The organism is Anabaenopsis sp. FSS-46 (assembly GCF_029891665.1).
In the GTDB taxonomy this organism is placed as follows: domain Bacteria; phylum Cyanobacteriota; class Cyanobacteriia; order Cyanobacteriales; family Nostocaceae; genus Anabaenopsis; species Anabaenopsis arnoldii.
Genome location: NZ_JANQDG010000068.1, coordinates 1 through 22,554, shown reverse-complemented (window position 1 = coordinate 22,554; position 22,554 = coordinate 1). Strand labels below are relative to the sequence as shown.

Annotated in this window: 19 protein-coding genes and 1 pseudogene; 7 read left to right on the top strand and 13 right to left on the bottom strand. The window is 43.0% G+C overall.

The genetic code is table 11. The features are described from left to right. Nucleotides 1-26: 26 nt before the first annotated feature. From NWP21_RS08070 to gloB, 3 genes are all read right to left on the bottom strand, one after another. Nucleotides 27-3,182 carry an efflux RND transporter permease subunit gene (locus NWP21_RS08070; RefSeq protein WP_280792278.1) on the bottom strand — a complete coding sequence of 1,052 codons (3,156 nt, stop codon included), beginning with the start codon at nucleotides 3,180-3,182 and terminating at the stop codon, nucleotides 27-29. 41 nt (nucleotides 3,183-3,223) lie between these two features. Further along, on the bottom strand, nucleotides 3,224-4,789 hold the full coding sequence (locus NWP21_RS08065; protein WP_280792277.1) for an efflux RND transporter periplasmic adaptor subunit: 1,566 nt from the start codon (nucleotides 4,787-4,789) through the stop codon (nucleotides 3,224-3,226). Nucleotides 4,790-4,990: 201 nt separating this feature from the next. Beyond that, the gene (gene gloB / locus NWP21_RS08060; protein WP_280792276.1) at nucleotides 4,991-5,764 is read right to left on the bottom strand and encodes a hydroxyacylglutathione hydrolase; all 774 of its coding nucleotides are present in this window, start codon (nucleotides 5,762-5,764) and stop codon (nucleotides 4,991-4,993) included. Between the two features lie 84 nt (nucleotides 5,765-5,848). Between gloB and ade the strand changes: the two genes are divergently transcribed. The 3 genes from ade to dnaB all read left to right on the top strand — a co-directional run bounded on the left by ade (nucleotide 5,849) and on the right by dnaB (nucleotide 9,590). Further along, entirely contained in the window at nucleotides 5,849-7,480 is a 1,632-nt protein-coding gene (gene ade / locus NWP21_RS08055; protein ID WP_280792275.1) for an adenine deaminase, read from the top strand. Nucleotides 7,481-7,676: 196 nt separating this feature from the next. Beyond that, nucleotides 7,677-8,135 carry a 50S ribosomal protein L9 gene (gene rplI, locus NWP21_RS08050; RefSeq protein ID WP_271733602.1) on the top strand — a complete coding sequence of 153 codons (459 nt, stop codon included), beginning with the start codon at nucleotides 7,677-7,679 and terminating at the stop codon, nucleotides 8,133-8,135. Between the two features lie 99 nt (nucleotides 8,136-8,234). Further along, a complete protein-coding gene (gene dnaB / locus NWP21_RS08045) occupies nucleotides 8,235-9,590 on the top strand; it encodes a replicative DNA helicase (RefSeq protein WP_280792274.1) in 1,356 nt (451 codons plus the stop codon). Between the two features lie 184 nt (nucleotides 9,591-9,774). Here the strand turns inward: dnaB and NWP21_RS08040 are convergent, their stop codons facing one another. Both NWP21_RS08040 and NWP21_RS08035 read right to left on the bottom strand, forming a co-directional pair. Continuing rightward, the gene (locus NWP21_RS08040) at nucleotides 9,775-10,296 is read right to left on the bottom strand and encodes an FKBP-type peptidyl-prolyl cis-trans isomerase (RefSeq protein ID WP_271733599.1); all 522 of its coding nucleotides are present in this window, start codon (nucleotides 10,294-10,296) and stop codon (nucleotides 9,775-9,777) included. A gap of 63 nt (nucleotides 10,297-10,359) precedes the next feature. Continuing rightward, nucleotides 10,360-10,683, bottom strand: coding sequence for a phasin family protein (locus tag NWP21_RS08035; protein WP_271733597.1), 324 nt, complete (start codon nucleotides 10,681-10,683; stop codon nucleotides 10,360-10,362). A gap of 281 nt (nucleotides 10,684-10,964) precedes the next feature. Between NWP21_RS08035 and rlmN the strand changes: the two genes are divergently transcribed. After that, nucleotides 10,965-12,023 (top strand): 23S rRNA (adenine(2503)-C(2))-methyltransferase RlmN, encoded by a 1,059-nt coding sequence (gene rlmN, locus NWP21_RS08030; RefSeq protein ID WP_280792273.1) that lies wholly within the window; start codon nucleotides 10,965-10,967, stop codon nucleotides 12,021-12,023. A gap of 4 nt (nucleotides 12,024-12,027) precedes the next feature. On the opposite strand, the gene NWP21_RS08025 is transcribed toward rlmN, so the two are convergent. The 6 genes from NWP21_RS08025 to NWP21_RS08000 all read right to left on the bottom strand — a co-directional run bounded on the left by NWP21_RS08025 (nucleotide 12,028) and on the right by NWP21_RS08000 (nucleotide 17,965). Further along, nucleotides 12,028-12,228: a replication restart DNA helicase PriA gene (locus tag NWP21_RS08025; RefSeq protein ID WP_271733594.1), complete on the bottom strand. Its 201-nt coding sequence runs from the start codon at nucleotides 12,226-12,228 to the stop codon at nucleotides 12,028-12,030. A 436-nt stretch (nucleotides 12,229-12,664) separates the two neighbouring features. Continuing rightward, nucleotides 12,665-14,551: an excinuclease ABC subunit UvrC gene (gene uvrC, locus NWP21_RS08020; protein WP_280792272.1), complete on the bottom strand. Its 1,887-nt coding sequence runs from the start codon at nucleotides 14,549-14,551 to the stop codon at nucleotides 12,665-12,667. 46 nt (nucleotides 14,552-14,597) lie between these two features. Further along, complete coding sequence (locus NWP21_RS08015; protein WP_280792282.1) at nucleotides 14,598-15,782, bottom strand: LL-diaminopimelate aminotransferase; 1,185 nt, start codon at nucleotides 15,780-15,782, stop codon at nucleotides 14,598-14,600. 44 nt (nucleotides 15,783-15,826) lie between these two features. Further along, nucleotides 15,827-16,162, bottom strand: coding sequence for a thioredoxin family protein (locus NWP21_RS08010; protein ID WP_271733591.1), 336 nt, complete (start codon nucleotides 16,160-16,162; stop codon nucleotides 15,827-15,829). Between the two features lie 169 nt (nucleotides 16,163-16,331). Continuing rightward, the gene (locus NWP21_RS08005; protein ID WP_280792271.1) at nucleotides 16,332-17,114 is read right to left on the bottom strand and encodes a PspA/IM30 family protein; all 783 of its coding nucleotides are present in this window, start codon (nucleotides 17,112-17,114) and stop codon (nucleotides 16,332-16,334) included. 161 nt (nucleotides 17,115-17,275) lie between these two features. After that, nucleotides 17,276-17,965 (bottom strand): PspA/IM30 family protein, encoded by a 690-nt coding sequence (locus tag NWP21_RS08000; RefSeq protein ID WP_280792270.1) that lies wholly within the window; start codon nucleotides 17,963-17,965, stop codon nucleotides 17,276-17,278. A 234-nt stretch (nucleotides 17,966-18,199) separates the two neighbouring features. On the opposite strand from NWP21_RS08000, the gene NWP21_RS07995 reads away from it, so the two are divergent. Then, the gene (locus NWP21_RS07995) at nucleotides 18,200-18,742 is read left to right on the top strand and encodes a DciA family protein (RefSeq protein WP_280792269.1); all 543 of its coding nucleotides are present in this window, start codon (nucleotides 18,200-18,202) and stop codon (nucleotides 18,740-18,742) included. Between the two features lie 364 nt (nucleotides 18,743-19,106). After that, nucleotides 19,107-19,421 carry a hypothetical protein gene (locus tag NWP21_RS07990; RefSeq protein WP_280792268.1) on the top strand — a complete coding sequence of 105 codons (315 nt, stop codon included), beginning with the start codon at nucleotides 19,107-19,109 and terminating at the stop codon, nucleotides 19,419-19,421. Between the two features lie 66 nt (nucleotides 19,422-19,487). On the opposite strand, the gene menB is transcribed toward NWP21_RS07990, so the two are convergent. Continuing rightward, nucleotides 19,488-20,321, bottom strand: coding sequence for a 1,4-dihydroxy-2-naphthoyl-CoA synthase (menB, locus tag NWP21_RS07985; RefSeq protein ID WP_280792267.1), 834 nt, complete (start codon nucleotides 20,319-20,321; stop codon nucleotides 19,488-19,490). Nucleotides 20,322-20,410: 89 nt separating this feature from the next. Continuing rightward, nucleotides 20,411-22,171, bottom strand: a complete 1,761-nt coding sequence (gene menD / locus NWP21_RS07980; RefSeq protein WP_280792266.1) for a 2-succinyl-5-enolpyruvyl-6-hydroxy-3-cyclohexene-1-carboxylic-acid synthase — start codon at nucleotides 22,169-22,171, stop codon at nucleotides 20,411-20,413. A gap of 95 nt (nucleotides 22,172-22,266) precedes the next feature. Here menD and NWP21_RS07975 point away from each other — a divergent pair. Further along, nucleotides 22,267-22,425, top strand: a pseudogene (locus NWP21_RS07975) (dihydroneopterin aldolase); the annotation flags it as partial. Between the last annotated feature and the right edge of the window lie 129 nt (nucleotides 22,426-22,554).

Genomic DNA, 22,554 nt, shown 5'->3' with positions numbered 1-22,554 from the left:
AATGTGCTGTTTAGGTCTTGATGATGTTAATTCACACCAGAGCGATTCGGTTTGAATAAACTTTCTGATGCGGTTTTAATCACAATATACAAAACTGGCACCACAAACAAACTTAAGAAAGTAGCGATTAACATCCCGCCAAATACTGCAGTTCCCAAGGACTGACGACTTCCCGCACCCGCACCGGTAGCAATGGTTAAGGGGAAAATACCCAGGAGTGTGGAAAATGCTGTCATTAAAATCGGGCGTAAACGTTCCTGTGCAGCTTCTACTGCGGCCTTAGTAATAGAAAGCCCTTCATTCCGTAATTGGTTGGCAAATTCTACGATTAAAATCGCGTTTTTACTCGCCAAACCAATCAGCATGACTAGACCGATTTGACAATAAATATCATTAGGAAAACCCCGCATTGATTGAGCCACAAGTGCGCCAAAAATTGCTAAAGGAACCGCTAACAGGATAATTAGGGGGTCTATGTAGTTCTCATACTGAGCAGCCAAAACTAAAAAGACAAAGACAATTCCTAACCCAAAAATAATGGGTGCTAAACCGCCAGATTCTATTTCTTCCAATGCAGTTCCTGACCACTCATAACCAAAACCGGGTGGTAATACTTCTGCTGCTAACTGTTCCATGGACTGAATGGCACTTCCAGAACTAAATCCAGGGGACGCAGAACCATTGATTTCAATGGAGCGAAATAGATTATAGTGATTAATTACTTGCGCTCCCACAACCGAAGTAGTTTTAATTAAGTTTCTCAAGGGAATCATTTGATTAGTTTGAGAACGCACAACTAGTTGCTCAATATCCTGGGGGTTAGAGCGAAACTGTTTATCTGCCTGGACATATACGCGATAATTACGCTGTTGGAGGTTGAAATCATTAACATATTGAGAACCCAAAGCAGTTTGCAGAGTCCCAAAGATGTCATCTATGGAAACTTGCAGGGCTTTGGCTCGATTCCGGTCTACTTCTACCAGTAATTGGGGTGTTTGCGCCGCAAAAGTAGTGAATACGGCTTGTAATCCTGGTGTTTGGTTGGCGCGGCCTAGCAGTTGACCCATGGATTGGACTAAACCTTGTAGGTCACTACCACCTCTACGGTCTTGCAGTTGAAGTTGGAATCCGCCAAAGTTACCTAATCCCTGGATCGGTGGGGGATTTACGGGAAAGACTCTGGCTTCTGGGATGGCGAATAGTTTCCCCCGTAATTTACCGAGTATGGCTTGTACTGATTGGTCTGGTCTGCTGCGTTCTGCCCAAGGTTTAAGAGTAGTGAATATAATACCATTGTTAACAGTACTACCACTGAAACCGAAGCCACCCACGGCAAAGGTTCCCACGACTTCGGGAATTTGCAGGATTTCTTTTTCTACCTGGGCAATGACATCACTGGTATATTGCAGTGAAACTCCTTGGGGTCCTTGGACTAGTGTAATAAAAAAACCTTCGTCTTCTTCTGGGAGAAAAGCTGTAGGTACTGTAGTATAAAGCCAAGCAGTCATTCCCAAAGAAACGATGAATAGTCCGATGATCATATTTTTCCAGCGGACTATCAGGTGAAGCGATCGCTGATATAGTGTTCTTACCAAGTCAATAAACTGATTAATCTGGTAAAATACCCAACCCAGCCAGCCTGATAGCGATAGCGTGGCGTTAGCCATAGGTTTTGGTCTTTGGCGTAGGAGTAAGGCACACAAAGAAGGTGTGAGAGTCAAAGCCAGAAAAGTAGAAATCACAATGGAAAAGGCGATGGTCATGGCAAATTGGCGATACAGTGCGCCCGTAGTTCCCGGAAAAAATGCCACGGGAACAAACACAGCCATCAGCACCAAGGACGTAGCAATCACTGCACCAAACAATTCAGCCATAGATTCACTGGCCGCCTGGCGAGGACTCATTCCCTTATCCTGGATAAAACGGCTGATTTGCTCAACCACCACAATGGCATCATCTACCACCATCCCCGATGCTAAAGTCAGACCAAACAAAGTTAAACTATTAATAGAAAAGTCAAAAATCCGAGCAAAAATAAACGTCCCAATTAAAGATAGGGGAACTGTGAGAGCGGGAATTAAAGTCGTGCGCCAGTCCTGCAAAAAGACAAAAATTACAATCACAACTAGTACTACTGCTGTAATTAGAGTCTTGATCACCTCTGACATGGACTCTTCCACAAAGCGTGTAGTGTCAAAGGCCACCTGATACTGTATTCCCGGCGGAAAATTGGGAGCCAGTCGCGCCATTTCTTCCCTAACCCCCCGGGCGACATCTAAAGCATTACTCCCAGGAAGCTGATAAATCCCCAAGCCTACAGCATCTTTAGCGCGATATCGCAAAAAGGTATTGTAATTTTCCGCACCCAGTTCTACCCTACCGACATCTTTCAGCTTAATTAACGTGCCATCATCGTTAGTTTTCAGGATAATTTCGGCAAATTCTTCAGGTTCTGTGAGTCTACTGGCAGCACGGACATCAATTTGATATCTTTGCCCTTCTGGAGCCGGTTCTTGACCAATTCTCCCGGCGCTCACCTGCAAATTTTGTTCCTTCAGGGTATTAACTACATCCTCAGTTGTCAGCCGCCGACTAGCCAGGCGATTGGGATCCAACCATAGACGCATTGCATAACGACGTTCACCAAAGATAACGACATTACCAACACCTTTAACCCTTTTTAAGACATCTGCTAAATAAAGGTCGGCATAGTTACTTAAAAATATATTGTCATACTGGTTATTCTCAGCAAATAGACCAATAGCTAAGATAATATTGTTAGATTGCTTTGTCACCCTCACGCCTGTTCGCTGTACAGCTTCTGGGAGTTGTGGACCGGCTATAGATACCCGATTTTGCACGTCCACAGCTGCAATATCTGGATTGCGGGATGAGTCGAAGGTGGCTGTAATTGTACTCGATCCATCGTTACTACTACTAGAAGTAATGTAGCGGATACCTTGAATACCGTTGATTTGCCTTTCTAAGATATTCGTCACACCGCTTTCTACGTCCTCAGCACTAGCTCCGCTATAGTTGGCGGTGACGTTGATTTGAGTGGGAGCAATATCCGGGAAACGAGCAATGGGAAGTGTGGGAATACTAATCAACCCCAACAACAGCACAATTAATGCACAAACTGTGCTAAATACGGGTCTTTTGATAAAGAAATCAATAAACATAAGAAAATGAGGGAATGAGGAATTGTGGTGTCTCGGCGCTTTTACTGAGGCATCTTTTCAGGTAAAGGCATGATAGGCACACCATTAGTGAGATTGAGAATACCAGAAACAACAATTTTATCCCCGGGTTCGAGTCCCTCAATAACGTGATAATCGTTTCCTTGAATAGCTCCCAACTTCACGGGTTTTTGTTGGGCTACTAGGTTCGGCATTCCCGGTTGGGATTCTCTCGGCTCTTGAGCTACAAATACAAAAGTCTGTCCACCCATCCGAGATATTGCTTCAGCGGGAATTAAGATTCCGGGACGTTCATCCCAGATCACTTGGGCTTGGACGTTCAGGCGGTTGAGTATTAGCTTGGTGTTATTGACAAAGGTGGCTTTAGCTAAGATATTCTGAGTATTTGCCTGGATATTCGGTGAAATAAAACTTACCTTGCCTGATCTAGCTGGTTTGCCTTCAGCATCTAGTATTTTTACGGGTAATCCCACCCGCAACCTTTCACCTTGATGGAAAGGCACAGATAAATTTAATTCCAAAGTGTCATTTTTATTCAGTGTGGTGAGTTCGTCTCCCTCCTTGACAAAATCTCCCACCTTCACGGGGATATCACCGAGAATACCAGTCAGAGGAGCGACAATATTTGTGTACTGCTTTTGCACTTCGGCTACCTGAACTTGGGCTGCGGCTTCCATAACTTGAGAACGGGCTTGAGCAATTTCTTCAGCACGCGGTCCGTTCTGTAGTTGTTTGAGATTTTGCTTTTCTAGTTCTACAGATGCAGCTAGTTCATTAATATCAGCGCTTCTGCTTTTGCGAAGTTGTTCGAGTCGTCTTTGAGCTTCTTCGAGTCTAGCCTCGGCGCTTCTTTGTTCTCTGAGAAATCCTTCTAATTGGTCTTGGGAAACAGCTCCGTCTTCCTTTAATTTTTGGTATCGCCTAGCTCTTGATTGTGCTAATTCCAAATCAGCTTTAGCTACCTCAATTTGAGCTTCAGCCTGAGCAATTTCTTGTGGACGCGCTCCACCTTTAGCATTTTGTAGGCGAGCTTCGGCTTGAGCTAATCTAGCCTTGGCTTGGGCAATTTCTTCGGGACGTGTACCTGCTGTGAGTTCTGCTAGTCGAGCTTGGGTGCGGTCTAATGTTGCTTTTGCTTGTCGTAAGCGGGCTTGGGTATCGTTATTTTGCAGGCGAATAATCACTTTCCCTTGTTGCACGCGATCGCCTTCTTTAAATAGAATTTCACTAATGCGCCCGTCAATCTCTGGCTTAATTGCTACTGAGCCTGGAGATGCCAAAAAGCCGCCAATTAATGAACTTTCTTGTATGGTTGTAGTTTCTACTGTAGCTAACTTTACAGGAATTCCCATGGGTTGGCCAGCCCGTACCCCGCCTCTATCTACCCGACCTGCAAAGCTATTTTGCCACCACCGCCAACCCAAGCCACCCCCTGCAATTAGGAGAATCAGCAACCAGATTAAGTACCAAGGCCGCTTTTTTCTTGGTTTGAGTGTTTGTTGTTGCTGTTCAATGTGACTGTAATTGTTAACCGCAGACTTTTCAGTTTCTCTGGAAACTGGAGACTCAGGAAATTCAGAGTTCACCATTGTTATGTTCTCATATCTATTAATTGCTGTTAACACTCAAGTCAACAAATAAGAATGTAGCTTTATGTAAGCGAATGCTTGCATTATACACAAATGAGAAGATATTTTCTAGGAAATAGAACGATTTAATAGCGATAGCTAACAACTGTGTAGATATACGTTAATTAAACATATTAACCGGTAAAATAGCATTTTTTTGGCTTAAAATCTATCTTTCATTCCTCGTAAACGAGCGAAAGTTTGTACCGGGTCGCTACTCTTGACAGCTAACTGTAATGAGGGTTTGTCCCAACCTAAAAAGGGATTGGTCAGCTTTTCCACCCCCAACCATGAGGGAACAGTAGCCTCTTGGCGACTACGAAAGTTTTCTACTTCCTTGTAGCGCTTTTGTAAAGCCCTATTATCAGGATCTACAGTCAGAGCAAACTCCAGATTTTTTAAAGTGTACTCATGGGCACACCACACACGAGTATTGTCTGGGAGATTGCGTAGTTGAGCCAAAGAGTTGACCATTTGGGTGGGTGTCCCTTCAAATAAGCGACCGCAACCCCCTGCAAACAAAGTATCACCACAGAATAACTCTCCAGGTTCACTCAGTTTTGTGGGGGGGAAATAGTAAGCGATATGAGCGCGGGTGTGACCAGGAACAAAAAGAATCGTGGCGGTGCGATCGCCAAACTCCACACTATCTCCCGGTTGTAAAAATACCTGTTGTCCGGGAATTCTCCCCTGATCCTCAGCACCACCATACACGGTCAACTTAGGGAAATGTCTAATTAACTCCTGATTTCCACCCACATGGTCGTGATGATGATGAGTGTGAAAAATTGCCACTAACTCGGTCTTTAGTTCTGCAAGTTGTTTTAATACTGGTTCAGCTACCGCGGGGTCAACCACAGCAGCAAGATTTTGTTGAGCATCGTGGAGCAAAAATATGTAGTTGTCTGACAGTGCATTAAGACGGATTACCTGCATTTTCTCTTATTCCCACCGATCATACTGGTGTATGATTATGATAAAACTATATCAGGCACGAGCTGCAACTGGTGGAGGTGGGTGATGTCAACCTTTAAAATTTCTGGGCAAATTGTAGACGTTATCCACAAAACCATATTTCCTGGTACAATTACCATTGCTCAAGGGCGTATTCAATCAATTGAACAGGAACCAAAACAGAGTTACCAACAATACATACTTCCAGGTTTTATTGATGCCCATGTCCATATCGAAAGCTCAATGCTAGTGCCGACAGAATTTGCCCGTATAGCTACGGTGCATGGTACGGTAGGAGCGGTTTGTGATCCTCACGAAATAGCCAATGTCTTAGGAATGGCCGGTGTGGAGTTTATGCTCACCAATGCCACCCAAACACTGTTTAAAATAGCATTCGGCGCACCTAGTTGTGTTCCCGCAACGACATTTGAAACAGCAGGTGCAAACCTTACCGCCATGGAAATCAAGCAATTATTCCAACATCCTGGGATTTCTTATCTGAGTGAAGTGATGAATGTCCCTGGTGTCCTAATGAATAACACTGAGGTAATCTCAAAGATTGATTTGGCTAACAAATTAGGATATCCCATTGATGGACACGCGCCAGGACTATCTGGTGAAGACTTACAAAAGTATGCTGATGCCAATATTACAACTGATCATGAGTGTTCAACTCTAGAGGAAGCTTTAGACAAAATCGCTGTGGGGATGAAGATTCTGATTCGTGAAGGTTCAGCAGCTAAAAACTATTTAGCCCTCCACAGCTTAATTGATTCTCACCCCGACCAATGTATGTTTTGTAGTGATGATTTGCATCCTGATGATTTGGTGAGGGGACACATTAATGAACTGGTGCGCCATTCCCTAATATTGGGTCATGATGTCATGAATGTGTTGCAAATTGCTTGTGTCAACCCAGTAAGACACTACAACCTCAATGTGGGTTTATTACAAGTTGCAGATCCTGCGGATTTCATAGTAGTGAATAATTTAGAGGAGTTTACAGTGCAGTGTACCTATTGCCAAGGTGTATTGGTGGCGAAAGAAGGTCAACCACTGTTACCCTATGTCCCGGCATTATTTGTAAATAATTTTACTGCAAAGCCAAAACAAGCAGGTGATTTCCGAATTGCTGCCGCAGGTTCAACGGTGAGGGTAATTGAGGTGTGGGACGGACAATTACTAACCACGGAAAAGCATATATTGGCTAATATTGAGAATGGTGAAGTGGTGGCAGACTTAGAGAATGACATCCTCAAGATCGCCGTAGTCAATCGTTATCAAAACAGACCACCTGCTATGGGTCTGATCCACAATTTTGGACTACAACGAGGGGCGATCGCCTCCAGTGTTGCCCATGATTCTCATAATATAGTAGCGGTGGGTACAACGGATGAGGAAATCTCTAGGGCAGTGAATGCAGTCATTCAAGCCCAAGGAGGTATTGCTGTTGTTGAAGGTAAAACCGTCAAAGTGCTTCCCCTACCAGTGGCTGGATTGATGAGTGGTGATGATGGTTACACCGTAGCCGAGGAGTATGGACAACTGGATGCTTTGGCAAAAGATCTAGGTTCCAAACTTTCTGCACCTTTCATGACCCTGGGCTTTATGGCGCTGCTGGTAATTCCTGAGTTAAAACTCAGTGACCAAGGCTTATTTAGCAGCAATAACTTTGAATTTGTCTCACTGTGGGTATAGCAAATATGACATTTGCGCCTTTGCGCCTGGGGGTGAATCCTGATTCACATAATTGATCAATAAATAGTTGCGATCGACCCCTATGATTCGCTAGGATCTGTAAGCTTTAGGGTATAAGCGAAGCTACTGGGGTTAATCAACAGATGATGCCGCTAAAGCCCAAGTTAATCAAATTTTACACAGAAAAACAAAAAAGATGGCCAAACGTGTACAGTTAGTTTTAAATCAAGATATTAGCAAGTTGGGAAAATCCGGCGACTTAGTAGATGTAGCTCCCGGCTATGCTCGTAACTATCTCATTCCCCAAAAGTTGGCAACCCATGCCACTCCTGGTATTCTCAAACAAGTAGAACGCCGTCGGGAGAAAGAGCGTCAACGCCAATTAGAACTGCGTCAACAAGCTTTAGAGCGAAAAGCAGCTTTAGAAAAAATTGCTAGCTTGCAAATTGCTAAACCCCTGGGTGAAAACGAAGCGATTTTCGGGACAGTAACTACCCAAGACGTAGCAGAAGCGATCAAAACAGCTACCGGTGAAGAAGTTGATCGCCGTGGTATTTCTATTCCCGATATTAACCATCTTGGGACTTACCAGGCCGAAGTCAAGCTATATTCTGATGTCAGCGCTCAGGTCAATATTGAAGTTGTAGCCAGTTAAATTTTGGTGTTGTGCGGAGTGCAGACGCGATAGCTACCGCTGTGCGTCAGCCATATAATCGCGTCTGTACAAGAAGTCCCAACTTTTCTTAAATGGCTTATGTCTGAAGAACTGAGTTTTCAAGGTAATGGTAGCGATCGCCTACCACCCCAAAATATTGAAGCAGAAGAAGCGATTTTGGGGGGAATTTTACTAGATCCAGAAGCCATTGGGCGAGTAAGCGATCGCCTCTTACCTATAGCCTTTTATATCAGCGCCCACAAAGATATCTATCAAGCGGCGCTGCGCCTTCATGCTCAAGGTAAACCCACAGATTTACTCTCAGTTACCAGTTGGTTAGCCGATCACGATCTCCTCGCCCGCATTGGTGGGAGAAATAAATTAGCTACTCTCGTAGACCGCACAGTCTCAGCTGTTAACATTGATGCCTTAGCCGGTTTGGTGATGGAAAAGTACCTGCGACGGCAATTAATTAAAGCTGGTAACGAAATTGTTCATCTTGGTTACGAGACAGAAAGCGAACTACCGATAATTTTAGACCAAGCAGAACAAAAAGTTTTTGGTGTTACTCAAGAACGTCCCCAATTAGGTCTAACTCACATTTCTGATACCCTGATTAATACCTTTCAAGATATTGAAACTCGCCACCAAGGTATTGCCTTACCGGGAATTCCTTGTGGTTTCTATGATTTAGACTCCATGACCACTGGCTTTCAGCGTTCTGATTTAATTATCATCGCCGGTAGGCCATCAATGGGGAAAACGGCATTTTGCTTGAATCTGGCTCACAACATTGCAGCTGGTTATAAATTGCCAATTGCCTTTTTCAGCTTAGAAATGTCCAAAGAACAGCTAGTACAGAGACTATTAGCTAGTGAAGCGGGGATTGAAACTGGTTATCTGCGCAGTGGACGCATTAGTCAAACACAATGGGAACCTTTAAGCCGTGCCATTGATAAACTTTCAGACCTACCCCTTTTTATTGATGATACAGCTAATATTACCATCACCCAAATGCGTAGTCAGTCCAGACGACTGCAAGCAGAACAAGGAACAGAATTAGGATTAATTATCATAGATTATTTGCAATTAATGGAGGGTGCAGGTGATAACCGCGTGCAAGAACTATCCCGAATTACTCGTTCTCTCAAAGGTTTAGCCCGGGAATTATCTGTACCAGTAATTGCCTTATCTCAGTTGAGTCGTGGTGTAGAAGCGCGTACCAATAAGCGCCCCATGTTGTCAGATTTGAGAGAAAGCGGCAGTATTGAGCAAGACGCGGATTTAGTTGTGATGTTATACCGCGATGATTATTATAATCCCGACAGTCCAGATCGAGGAATTGCAGAAATCATCATCGCGAAACACCGTAACGGTCCGACGGGAACCATAAAACTTTTATTTGATCCGCAGTTTACAAAGTTTAAAAATTTAGCGAAACAAGGTCATTATTAGTAATAATAATTAATTGGGAATTGGGGAAAGAAGAAATAGGCTTAATGCTCCCACACTTCCATCCCCTTCCCTGATAGCGTTTTCAGGTCTAGTGAGGAACCCGAATTATCTGTGTCCATCTGTGTACCTCTGTGGTTAATTAACCCTTAAAAGTACCTCACCAAACAGATAACTGCTATATTTCCTACTTAATACCCAGTAATTCCACGTCAAACAGCAAAGTAGCGTTGGGTGGAATCACACCACCAGCACCACGGGAACCATAACCTAACTCCGGGGGAATGATTAACTGACGACGACCGCCTACTTTCATGGTGCTTAGTCCTTCGTCCCAACCTTTGATCACCTGTCCGATACCGATTTTAAACTCGAAGGGACTATTGCGATCGCGTGAGCTATCAAACTTCTTCCCATTTTCCAAAGTACCGGTGTAGTGAACTACAACGGTTTGTCCCCGTTCAGGACTCGCCCCAGTTCCCTCTTCCAATTCCACATATTTCAATCCAGATGGATTAGTTACAACACTGGTATCAGACATACTATTACTCGCAATCAAGGTTTGGTTTTTGGTGACATTCGTGGGTGCTGGTGTAGTTTCTGTTAAATTAGCGGCAACAGCAGAGTTGACTTTATTACCAACTTGTGCTAATACCAGAACTAAAACACAAACCAGCATGAAACCCACGCTGAGAAAAATTGATTTCAAAATTAGCTCTCCCTAATGAGGCAACCTGACATTTTTCAGATGATCAAGAGGACACAATTTAGTTTAACGCCAAAGCTTATTTTCTAAATCACGCACTTGACGCTCTAAACGGTCAATTCTACCCCGTAATTCATCCACTTCAGATTGACGAGCAACGCCGAAATCCTGCATAACATTCCGCATTTGTCGCTGCATTTGCTCTTCCCAGTTTCCTTGGTCTGACCTTAACTGCTGTACAATATCATCCATGACGGCCTTAGCTTGCTCAGGATCGAGTTTACCGTCCTTGACCAAATCGTCACTGACTTGGCGCATTTTTTCAGCTACCAAAGACGTTGTACCAATACCGAGCATCATTAACTGTTGCAACCAATTATTACTATCCATACTTCCTTCGGTGTTCCTTATTCTCCGCTAGCTGAGTTTGACTGTTGAGTTTAGTCATCAAGCTATGCTGGAAAAGTTGTGATTTTAGCCTACATTTCTATTTTGGCAAATTCTGAAAAACACAAAGGAAATTAAATAGTGTGGTGATAGAAATCCTGAAATTTCAAGTTGGCTGTGTTTTCTGGCCTGCTGTGGTTCATTTGTCCCCCCTTCAAGAGAAGCAGGGCGAAAATGATTTGAAAGTTGTAGCATAGAAATCAAGTATCAATTTTTGATTATTTATGTCTGCTACGCCTCTTGTTTCTCAGGTAAATTCAGTTAAATCAGCAATAATTCCGCCCCTACTAGGTGCTTCTGTTTCCGAGTTAAGCGGGTGGGTACAACAGCAGGGACAGCCAGCTTATCGAGGTAAACAGCTGCACGATTCGATTTATCATCAGGGTGTGCGATCGCTAGCTGATATTTCTGTCTTTCCTAAACAGTGGCGTGCAGAACTTGCAGAAATCCCCATTGGACGTTCAACGATACATCATCGTGCTGTGGCACCGGATGGCACGATAAAATATCTGTTACGACTTGCAGATGATCAAATCATTGAAACTGTTGGTATTCCCACGGCAAAACGGCTGACAGTTTGTGTTTCTACTCAGGTAGGTTGTCCCATGGCCTGTGATTTCTGCGCTACTGGTAAGGGTGGCTACACTCGCAACTTAGAAATACATGAAATCGTCGATCAAGTATTGACGGTGCAAGAAGATTTTCATGAACGGGTTAGCCATGTGGTATTTATGGGGATGGGTGAACCGTTATTAAATACTGATAATGTTTTAGCATCTTTAAGATGCTTAAATCAAGACGTGGGTATTGGACAGCGATCGCTGACTGTTTCTACCGTTGGTATTCGCGATCGCATCCGTCAATTTGCCCGACAGAATTTACAAGTCACTCTAGCTGTGAGTTTGCACGCACCCAACCAAGCACTTAGAGAACAACTCATTCCCAGCGCCCGACCATATCCTCTAGAAGACTTGTTAGATGAATGTCGGGAATATGTGGAAATCACGAGAAGACGTATATCTTTTGAATATATTCTCCTGGCTGGGTTTAATGACCTACCAGAGCACGCTTTACAGCTGGCAAAATGTCTGCGGGGATTCCAAAGTCATGTGAATTTGATTCCCTACAATCCCATCCAGGAAGTTGACTACAAGCGCCCCAAAGGCGATCGCATTCAAGCCTTTGTGAACGTTCTCAAACAACAAAAAATTGCTGTGAGTGTCCGCTATTCTCGTGGTTTAGAAGCTGATGCTGCTTGTGGACAACTCCGGGCCAGTAAGTAAGTGTTTACCTAACTTTAGCACTCAATTGTTTTGTGACAGAAATACCAGGTGCATAAGCCTCAATTACTTTCCCGGTCAAGGTGCAACTGATCATCAAGTAATCGCAACTTGGGCATTGTGTCCTGGTTAAGTGACTATCAGTAATATAGTGTCTTTCGGCATCACTGCCGCAATTTGGGCAGTGAACTTTTTGGACTGTATTCATTTTTAAACCCCTGGTTGTAACTATTTATTAATCGAGAAGGCAAGAATTTTAAATTTAGATGCAGCAATAAGAAACTTTGATATTGGTTGATGCTTTTCCTGAAAGTTTGAAATTGAGGTTTTTATTGTCTTTGTATGCTATCCTATTTTTACAAAATTACCATCTTACTTTAGATATAGAAATCAAATTTTCACTTATAGATTTGTTAGAAAATGAGTGATCCCTATGATTAATCGTTTGAGAGAGCTTGGTTTTATAGTGCGACTGATATGTTTTAACAGCCTTTATTGTATTGAAAAAGTAACAGTGATAAATTACTGTATCCTGTGTAACAAAATTTCTCTTTTAAGATTTAGTTAAGGTTTGATGTAAAAATTGAAGAGATATTGAAGAGATCATTTAAATCCTGCTAGGAATTCCAGCAGGTAAATAATTGTTAATTATTGTGATGCGGATGGAAATAATTGTAAATTTCTTGGGCTAACCTCGGTCCAATCCCTGGAACCTCAGCTAGTTGTGTGAGTGTGGCTTGTCTGATATAATCAACAGAGCGGAAATGTCCTAAAAGCTGCTTTTGTCGATGATGTCCTAAGCCGGGAATTTCATCTAAACGCGATCGCTTAAATTGCTCACTGCGTTGTTGACGATGAAAACTCACAGCAAAACGATGGGCTTCATCTCTTAACCGGCGCAATAACTGTATTCCTGGTTGTTCCGCGTCAGTTTCTAAAGGTTGAGACTGTCCGGGTAAAAAAATCTCTTCTCGTTGCTTGGCCAAACTGACAACCCGCAGGTCTGCTAATAAATTCATTTCCCGCAGGACAGCCACCACTGCCGATAACTGACCTTTACCGCCATCAATCATAATTAAATCAGGCCAATCGGGATTCCCTACCCTGGGTAATTGTGGGTCGGCGCTATACTGACGAAATCGCCTATGGATAACTTCAGCTAAACTGGCAAAATCATCTGAATGTCCAATTGTCACCGTGGGGTTTTTGATTTTGTAGTGGCGATAGTGCTGTTTACCAGGTAACCCATCAATAAACACAACTTGGGAACCCACAGCATTAGACCCCTGAATGTGAGAAATATCATAACCTTCCATGCGGTGGGGTAAATCTGGTAAATTAAGAATAGCGGCTAAATCTGCCATGGCTTCATGGTTGCGATCGCCTAACTTCTGCATTCTCTGTAATTCATACTCAGCATTCCGCTGGACCATCTCAATTAATTCTGCCTTAGTTTGGCGCTGGGGTACTGAAATTGTGACTTTTCTCCCCTTGCGTTGAGTCAAGATATCCGCCAATATTTCCCCATCTGGTAACTCGTGCTGTACTAAAATCTCTGTGGGAATTTCCACCGCATCAGCAGGTTGATAATGCTCTTCTAAAACTCGCTGTAAAATCGCTCCCGGTTCAGCATGACTATTGGCGACAAATGCCAACCGTCCTACAAGTTTCCCGGCGCGAATCTGAAATAATTGAATACAAGCGCGTTCTTTGTCAGTTGCCAGTGCTAAAGCATCCCGTGAAACTGTATCATCTGGTAAGGAAACCTTTTGATCAGCGGTTAAGGATTTTAACCCAGATATTTGATCACGAATCCGCGCCGCTAATTCAAAGTTTAAGGCTTCAGCTGCGGTTTGCATTTGTGCTGTGAGAATATCAATCAATTCCTGGGTTCTTCCTTGGAAGATCATCGCCACCTTTTCTACAGTTTTGCGGTATTCTGGGGGGGAAATTAACTGTTGACATACACCAGGACATCGCCCTAGGTCATAATTCAAGCAAGGACGGTCCTTAAACAGTGGTTGGCGTCGTTGTCGCAGTGCAAAAATGCGTTTAGATATGCTTAATATTTCTCGTAATAAACCTGTATCTGTATAAGGACCGTAAAACTTATCTTGAGCGTTACCTAGTTGACGTTTACGAGTGATGAAAATCCGGGGATAGTCTTCTGACCAAGTAATACAGATATAGGGATATTTTTTGTCATCTTTGAGTAAAACGTTAAAATATGGCTGATGCTGCTTAATTAAGTTGGCTTCTAGGGCTAATGCTTCGGCTTCGGTATCGGTGACAATAAATTCAATCTCCGTCACCTGCTGAACCATGGTAGCTGTACGATGGCTTTTGTGATTTCCCTCGCGAAAGTAGGAACGAACACGCGATCGCAATTTCCGTGATTTCCCTATATAGATAATGCGATCGCTCCGGTCGCGCATCAAATAAACACCCGGCTCCGCGGGGATTTCCCCAAGACGGGCTGATAAACGTTCAGGCTCTTTAATCAGTGGTAGTGTTTTATCAGATACATTCACGGTTCAAGTTAGGTAATTTGAGAATATACCTAACTTTATTTTAAGTTTATGCTGGGTGTGAAGTTTGAAGAAATTTAGCAATTCTCTCCACAGCGGTTTCCAGTAACGGTGGTTCATGTACCAAAGCAAAGCGGACATATCCTTCTCCAGATTTGCCAAAACCAGCACCCGGAGAAGCTGCTACACCAGTTTGTTTGACTAACTCAGTGCAGAATTCCACAGAATTTTGATCCCAATGGGAGGGTAACTTAGCCCAGATGTACATTGTCCCTGCGGGTGTGGGTACTGGCCAACCGATACGGTGTAAAGCGGTGATAAACGCATCCCGACGTTTAGCGAAGGTATTAACAGCATCTGTTACTCCCCCTTGAGGTCCTGTAAGGGCGGCGATCGCACCATTCAAAATACCGCGATACTGATTAAAATCAATGGCTGCTTTGACTTGGCGTAAAGCCTGAATTAACTGGGGATTACCGATGGCGTAGCCTATACGGAAGCCCCCCATATTATAGGACTTAGAAAGGGTAAAAAATTCAATAGAGACACTTTTATCTGGGTCAGCTTGCAGCACAGAGGGTACATTGTCAGTTTCCCCAAATACCAAATCCACATAGGGGAAATCGTGAACGAGAACCAAATTATGTTCCTGACAGAAAACCACAGCCTCTTGGAAGAAAGATAAAGGAGCGATGGCGGTGGTAGGATTATGAGGATAGCTCAATACCATCATCCGGGATTGGGCTAAAACATTTGCTGGAATCTCCGCAAATACCGGCAAGAAATTGTTTTCTGCCCTTAGTGGCATTGGGTATATTTGACCACTAGCTAAATGTACTCCCCCCGCGTGGGATGGGTAGCCCGGATCTAATAATAAGGCGAAATCCCCTGGATTCAGGACTGCTAAGGGTAGATGGGCTGTACCTTCCTGGGAACCAATGAGGGGCAGCACCTCTGTTTCTGGGTCAACTTTGATACCAAATTTTTCTTGATACCAGCGAGCAGCTGCTTGGCGAAATCCTTGAGTACCGTGAAACAATAAGTAACCGTGGGTACTCGGGTCAGGGAGAGATTTGGCTATGGCTTCAATTACGTGGGGTTGAGCTGGTAAGTCCGAAGATCCTAAGGACAGGTCAATTAACTGCCTTCCTGCTGATAAAGCCACAGCTTTCGCTTTGTCCATATCAGCAAATACATTGGATTGCAGGGGTTGTAAACGGTTAGCAAACTGCATATTAGTCATTAGTCCTTAGTCATTAGTTAGCTACTGCCCCTAGACTAATTATTACTTAAGTGTTTATCTAAAAACTGAAGTAATCTGTCTTTGCCAATCGCTCCTTCTGTGGATGCTAATAGCTTTTCTCCCTGAACGAGTCTAAAGGCTGGTACACCTTCTACTTGGTAGTTTTTCACGGTGGTGGGGTTAGGATCGACCTCCATTTTAACTATTTTCAGGCGATCGCTGTATTTGGTAGCCGCAAGGTTAATTAAGGGCGACATCAATTTACATGGGCCACACCAGGAAGCCCAAAAGTAAACTAACACAGGTTGCTCGGACTGCAATACTTCTGATTCAAATTCATTATCAGTTATGGTGATTACGCCTTCACTCATGACAGTCTCCATTAAGTGACATTAATCAAAGTTCACACACAATACTTTATCTTAAAAGTGCTGGATACTGTCATTAATGATGGTGATGAAAAGCGAAAAATAGTTGAATGCTCATGTAACATCCCACAACCGAAGTTGTGGGAATTACGTAGAAGTAAGGAAATATGCCTTAGATTTTATCTATTCCATCTAATTGCCTTTTCAGGGCTTCTAAGTCGGCATCAACAACATCATAAGATTTGGCAGCGCTGCTCTCTTTTTCTGGTGGTATTTGTGGTTGGTTGGGTGCTGCCGCAGGTGGTAGCATTTGTGCCTTCAATGCTGCTAACTCATCATCAACATCGCTACTTTCCAACTGGGCAAATTGGGTTTCTAAATCCGCACCAGCCAACTCCGCTCCGGCTTGGGCGCGAGCTTCTTGCATCAAGACCTTTTCTTCCATGCGCTCAAATGCAGCCATGGCGCTGCTGGTACTCATCCCCCGCACCATACCTTCGAGTTGCTCTTGGGCTTTGGCGGAGGTAATGCGAGCTTTGAGCATTTCTTTTTTGGTTTTGGCTTCAGAAATCTTGCTTTCTAGCTGCATTAAGTTGCGCTTGAGGGTTTCAGTTTGAGTGGTTTGCTGATCTAAGCTAGTTTTGAGAGCCAGACTGGTATCACTAAAACTCTTTTTACGTTCTAGAGCTTGTCGTGCTAGGTTTTCATCGCCCTTTTGCAGGGCTAATTGAGCATTGCGTTGCCACTTGTTGATTTCATTTTGGGACTCATTGTACTGTGTCTGAGTGCGTTTTTGAGCAGCGATCGCCTGAGCTACACCTTGACGCAACTGTACCAAGTCTTGCTGCATTTCCAGGATAGCTTGTTCTAGCATTTTTTCTGGGTCTTCAGCTTTATTCACCAAGTCGTTGAGGTTAGAACTGACTACTCGTTTAATCCGATCAAATAATCCCATAATTTTTTTTCCTTTGGCAGTGGACGCGTTTTGTGATTAAGTTTTCTTTTTTACTATTTTAGTAGCTGTCTATTTCAATGTAATTTTTCCGGCTTGGTTCCCTACCTCCCGACGCCCGTTATTTTTTAAGATATATCCTAAATGTGCTCATTGCCCAATGTTTAGCGGTCTTGACTCTCAGGTAATTGCTGTTGACTTAACACCTGACCTTTGAGGGCTGCTAATTCCCTATCGATGTCACTAGCAGCTTCTAGGGAGTCGAATTGTTTTTGTAAGTCGTCAGTACCCAGTTGCGCCATGGCTTCTGATTGGGCTTCAATTTGCAAAACTTTATCTTCCATGCGCTCAAAGGCATTGAGACTACTGGTAGGGGAGGTAGTATCGAGCATATCCTGGAGTCGGACAGCAGCCTCAGCGGAACGGGCGCGAGCTATATACATATCTTTTTTGGTTTTCGCCTCGCTGATTTTTAACTCTAGCGATCGCATATCTTTTTTTAGTCTGGCTACTATCTCATTTTGCTGCTCTATTTGAGTAGATAGAGCCGTAGCCGTTTCTTGATAAGCTTTGCGTTTAGTTAAAGCTTCCCGTGCTAAAAGTTCATTTCCCTGTTGTAGTGCTAATTGAGCGCGGCGATACCATTCTTCTGATGTTGATTGTGCGCCAGCGGCCTGTCTTTCGGTGCGTTTTTGAGTGGCGATGGCCTGTGCGACTCCTTGTCGTAATCGCACCAAGTTGTCCTGCATCTCCATGACGGCTTGTTCGAGAATTTTCTCTGGATCTTCGGCAGTACCTAGCAAGCTATTGATATTAGCGCGAATTATCCGCAGGATACGCTTGATAATTTCCATGTTGACTCTCCATTGATGTTTTGTCCACAGTGCCGTGGAATGGAAACTAAGTACTAGGCAAAAAGAATGCAATATCTAATACCCATGGACTCAGCCAGATAAATGATAAATATTGTCTTCATCCTATCCTAGACTTTTACCTTCCTGGGGGAATATTTAAACCAGGTGTGTTTTAGCTGAAATATTTATCTGCCACTATTTTAAATAGGTATGAAAAAATTTTAATCTCTCAAGATGTCGTTTAAGTCAATTAATCATATTTTAGATGGTCTAAAACAACAAGCCAAATGGCAAGAACAACCCTTGCAGCGCTTGCTAGAGTTATGGCCAGATATTGTCGGAAAAGTGGCTGCTACCCATACGCGTCCGTTATCAATTCAGCGTCATGTTTTATTCGTAGCAACTTCTAGCGCTGCTTGGGCGCAGAACATGACATTTGGACGCACCGCTGTGCTTTTAAAGTTAAATCAAAATTTGTCTGAGCCGTTGGTAGATATTCGCTTTTCCACTAAAGATTGGCAGCCTCTTCCAGATTACTTACAGCCCATAAGCATTATCCCACAGGAGCATCCCAGTTATCTGGGTGATGTCAGTAGTTCACCGAGTGAGACTACACCCAATATTGAGAATCCCAAGATGGCTTTTGCATCCTGGGCTAAAAGAATGCAAGGGCGATCGCATGGCTTACCCCTTTGTCCACAGTGTCAAGCTCCCACCCCACCCGGTGAACTCCAGCGTTGGGGTGTGTGTTGTGTTTGTGTTTCCAAGCAGTTTTAAATCTTTATGAGTTAATAACTATATGAGTTTATTTTAAAGTCTGCCGTTTATCTTGAATAAACTGGGAGATTTCATGACACCGACCATACCCGATTCATCAATTTAGGATTTAATTTAAATCCATGATCCTAACTTTATCTTTGATCCCTAGCGGTTTTTAGTCTTAAATAAGCGTGTACCCACTCCTGTGATCATTTACATATATAACAAGAATATAAAGAGATCGTAAAGTTTATCCCTGGGTGGGGATCGCTGAAACCTAGGTAAAATAATGACTTTTTGGTGATCTTACCTATTTATATATAAAGGCACAATATAAGAACAATAGAAATTAATCATAAATTGCATTTAAAGATGAACCCCAATGAAACCCATTAAATCCTTAACATCTGCCTGTAGATATTGTCGTCATTACCAGCCAGAAGGTCGCCGAGGCGGAATGTGTCAGAAGTTAGGAAGCCCCGTACAAGCAAGTTGGAAAGCTTGCTCTTTGGCGCTTCCACCTTTTGCACCTTCTTGGGAAACGTTGGAAGACGCTTGGGGTTTACCAGATGCAACAAGAGTTTTAGGTTCTTCACCAACTCTGGCTACACATCCAGAGAGTACTATGATTGCCCCTGTAGAGGAAATAACTACCCACACTTCCCAGGAGGCTAAGACTCAGATGGCGCAAATATAGTATTTATCTGTGGTTTTCTATTTATTTGGTGTGCTTAATCAAAAAAAGCGATTAAGTATCGACATTTTAAGGTAGCCAAGGAAAGGTGCGAAAATTCGGGGGACGTTTTTCTAAAAAGGCTTGTTTTCCCTCAGAACCCTCTTCTGTCATGTAATACAGTAAAGTGGCGTTTCCGGCCAGTTCTTGTAAACCAGCTTGTCCGTCACAATCAGCGTTGAATGCTGCTTTTAGACACCGAATTGCAATCGGACTTTTTTCTAAAATTTCTTGCGCCCATTGAATACCTTCAGCTTCTAGTTGTTCTACTGGGACAATACAATTAATTAAATCCATATCTAGAGCTTGTTGTGCATTATATTGGCGGCATAAAAACCAAATTTCCCGTGCTTTTTTTTGTCCCACAATACGGGCGAGATAACTAGCACCAAAACCACCGTCAAAACTGCCTACTTTAGGGCCAGTCTGTCCAAAAATAGCATTATCCGCGGCAATGGTGAGGTCACAAATCAAGTGCAGCACGTGTCCACCACCCACAGCATAACCAGCTACTAAAGCAATTACCACTTTTGGCATAGAACGAATCAGGCGCTGCAAGTCTAAGACGTTTAAGCGGGGAATCCCAGCATCGTCAACATAACCGGCCTGTCCTCGGACACTTTGATCTCCCCCAGAACAGAAAGCGTATTTACCATCCGTGTGTGGTCCGGCACCAGTAAATAGAACTACGCCTATACTAGTATCTTCTCGGGCATCACAGAAAGCGTCATACAGTTCAAAGACGGTTTTGGGACGGAAGGCATTCCGTTTATGGGGACGGTTAATGGTAATTTTAGCAATGCCATCGGTTTTGTGATACAGTATATCTTCGTAGTTTTTGGCTATTTGCCAGTTAATGTGCATGATGTATATAGTAAGATGAGAATTGAGAATTTTATGTGAGTAACTTTTGTATCTTGTGGTTTGGGCATCTTGCCCGCTGCTAGTTTACCTTACAAGAGATGCACTGCAATATCTAGCGCTAATTTCTCTAAACTTTCTTTTCTCCACTGAGCATCTAATTTTCTATTTGTCCTGACTTCTAAAACTCTAATTCCCTTATTTGGTAAAACAGACAATTTCTCTTGTAACTGTTCCCAAGAACTAATCAACTCATGGGGTACATTGTATGTAACACATAACCGAGCAAAATCTATATTCTGGGGAGTGGCAAAAAATTCTTCAAATGGTGGCTCAAATTTGGCTATGGGTAACATTTCAAAAATACCCCCACCATTGTTATTAATTAACACAATGGTCAAATGTCCTAGGAATTTGTTTTTAATTAAAAATCCGTTGGTATCATGTAATAAGGCCAAGTCCCCTGTTAACAGCACACTACTTTGCTGATGGTGTGCAATTCCTAATGCTGTGGATAGTATGCCATCAATGCCATTTGCACCTCGGTTAAAATAAGGTTGCACACCTAAGTTATTCGGTTTCCAGAAATATTCTACATCCCTGACCGGCATACTATTAGAAATAAATAGGGGTGTTAGTGGGGGGACATTTTGCGAAATTACCCACGAGATTTTACTTTCAATTATTTCGTCTATATTCGCAAATATTTCATCAATATTTTTTCGGACTTGTATTTCTAGATAACACCATTTTTGTAAATAAATCCCTGGGTGACTATTCACTGCTCCCCGGTCATATATATTTTCTACAGATATCCTTAAATGTGTGGTTTTTCCATGTAAAGGGTCTAGGTCTTGATAACTATTATCAATTATCCAGTATTGGGGTTGGGTGTTAGATAGCCAGTGACGTAGTTCTTTACTGGTAGGCATTTCGCCAATTTGAATTACTATTTCTGGTGTTAATTCTTGGGCAAGTTTCTGATTACGTAAAATGATATCGTAGGTGGAAATTAAGTAGGGGTTGAGGCTAGCATAATTTCTGAGTGGGGAAAGTCCCTCAGCTAAAACAGGCCAGTTGAGTGTTTGGGAAAGATGGGCGATCGCTTGACAATATTTCTCGGCTTTTTGGGGTTGAGCGACACCGGCGATGATGATCCCGCGTTCAGATTGTAACCACGGTTGGGGAATAGGGAATGGGGAAGGGGGAATGAGGTTAGTCTTTGCTATACCTGCAAAAAAGGCTTCTGGGTGTAAGTTTGACTGTAAATTCCTCAAGTCAGTTCCATCGGGAATGGGTGCGAGGGGGTCACGGAAGGGAATATTTAAATGAACTGGCCCCTGTATGGGAATTTGACAGCGCTCCCAAGCATGAATGACGGTTTGTCGGAGATAACCGAGCATTTTCAAGTCTGGGGAGGGTATAGCTAACTCTGCTTGCCAGTTTGGGTAATTACTATATAATTTTACTTGGTCTATGGTTTGCCCCGAATGACAATTTCTTAATTCTTGTGGTCGATCGCTGGTTAACACCAACAATGGTACACGACTTTCTTGGGCCTCAATGATTGCGGGGTAAAAATTCGCTCCTGCGGTTCCAGATGTGCAAACCAATGCTACAGGAACCCCTGTGGCTTTGGCTCTTCCCAAGGCGAAAAAAGCGGCTGAACGCTCATCAAGAATAGAAATGGCTTCAATACCAGGTATTTGTTGGACAAAGGCGACTACTAAAGGTGTAGAACGGGAACCGGGACAAATGACTACACAGTTCAATCCCAAGCGTTTGAGTGTCTGGGTCAATATGTAAGCCCAAAGTTGATTAACATTCTGATAGGCTGGTGTTAAATCAAGCATAGCCACCCTATCATTTGAAATTCTCTTGCAAATTTCTCTGGGAAAGTTGAACTTTTCCAGTCTCCGCTAAATGTCAAATTTACTCTCAAGGTCTTATGGATTGCATTCATTTAACTAATATTCGCTCCTATGGTTACACTGGATATCTACCAGAAGAACAGGTATTAGGACAGTGGTTTGAGGTGGATGTGAAGTTATGGTTAGATATGTCCACCGTTGCTAAGACTGATGCCATTGAAGATACTAGGACTTACGCATTGACAAAAAACATGATCTATGATGGCTAGATCATGCGATCGCTATTAAGATTAGCAAAAATATGCTCACGGACAACAGAAGTAAATAGATTCCTCTGTACTTCATACCAATTGCTAATTATATTT

Bases quoted from the DNA above. Each gene is read 5' to 3' on its own strand.
- NWP21_RS08070 (WP_280792278.1), bottom strand. From the start codon at position 3,182: ATGTTTATTGATTTCTTTATCAAAAGACCCGTATTTAGCACAGTTTGT.
- NWP21_RS08065 (WP_280792277.1), bottom strand. From the start codon at position 4,789: ATGGTGAACTCTGAATTTCCTGAGTCTCCAGTTTCCAGAGAAACTGAA.
- gloB (WP_280792276.1), bottom strand. From the start codon at position 5,764: ATGCAGGTAATCCGTCTTAATGCACTGTCAGACAACTACATATTTTTG.
- ade (WP_280792275.1), top strand. From the start codon at position 5,849: ATGTCAACCTTTAAAATTTCTGGGCAAATTGTAGACGTTATCCACAAA.
- rplI (WP_271733602.1), top strand. From the start codon at position 7,677: ATGGCCAAACGTGTACAGTTAGTTTTAAATCAAGATATTAGCAAGTTG.
- dnaB (WP_280792274.1), top strand. From the start codon at position 8,235: ATGTCTGAAGAACTGAGTTTTCAAGGTAATGGTAGCGATCGCCTACCA.
- NWP21_RS08035 (WP_271733597.1), bottom strand. From the start codon at position 10,683: ATGGATAGTAATAATTGGTTGCAACAGTTAATGATGCTCGGTATTGGT.
- rlmN (WP_280792273.1), top strand. From the start codon at position 10,965: ATGTCTGCTACGCCTCTTGTTTCTCAGGTAAATTCAGTTAAATCAGCA.
- NWP21_RS08025 (WP_271733594.1), bottom strand. From the start codon at position 12,228: ATGAATACAGTCCAAAAAGTTCACTGCCCAAATTGCGGCAGTGATGCC.
- NWP21_RS08015 (WP_280792282.1), bottom strand. From the start codon at position 15,782: ATGCAGTTTGCTAACCGTTTACAACCCCTGCAATCCAATGTATTTGCT.
- NWP21_RS08010 (WP_271733591.1), bottom strand. From the start codon at position 16,162: ATGAGTGAAGGCGTAATCACCATAACTGATAATGAATTTGAATCAGAA.
- NWP21_RS08005 (WP_280792271.1), bottom strand. From the start codon at position 17,114: ATGGGATTATTTGATCGGATTAAACGAGTAGTCAGTTCTAACCTCAAC.
- NWP21_RS08000 (WP_280792270.1), bottom strand. From the start codon at position 17,965: ATGGAAATTATCAAGCGTATCCTGCGGATAATTCGCGCTAATATCAAT.
- NWP21_RS07995 (WP_280792269.1), top strand. From the start codon at position 18,200: ATGTCGTTTAAGTCAATTAATCATATTTTAGATGGTCTAAAACAACAA.
- NWP21_RS07990 (WP_280792268.1), top strand. From the start codon at position 19,107: ATGAAACCCATTAAATCCTTAACATCTGCCTGTAGATATTGTCGTCAT.
- menB (WP_280792267.1), bottom strand. From the start codon at position 20,321: ATGCACATTAACTGGCAAATAGCCAAAAACTACGAAGATATACTGTAT.
- menD (WP_280792266.1), bottom strand. From the start codon at position 22,171: ATGCTTGATTTAACACCAGCCTATCAGAATGTTAATCAACTTTGGGCT.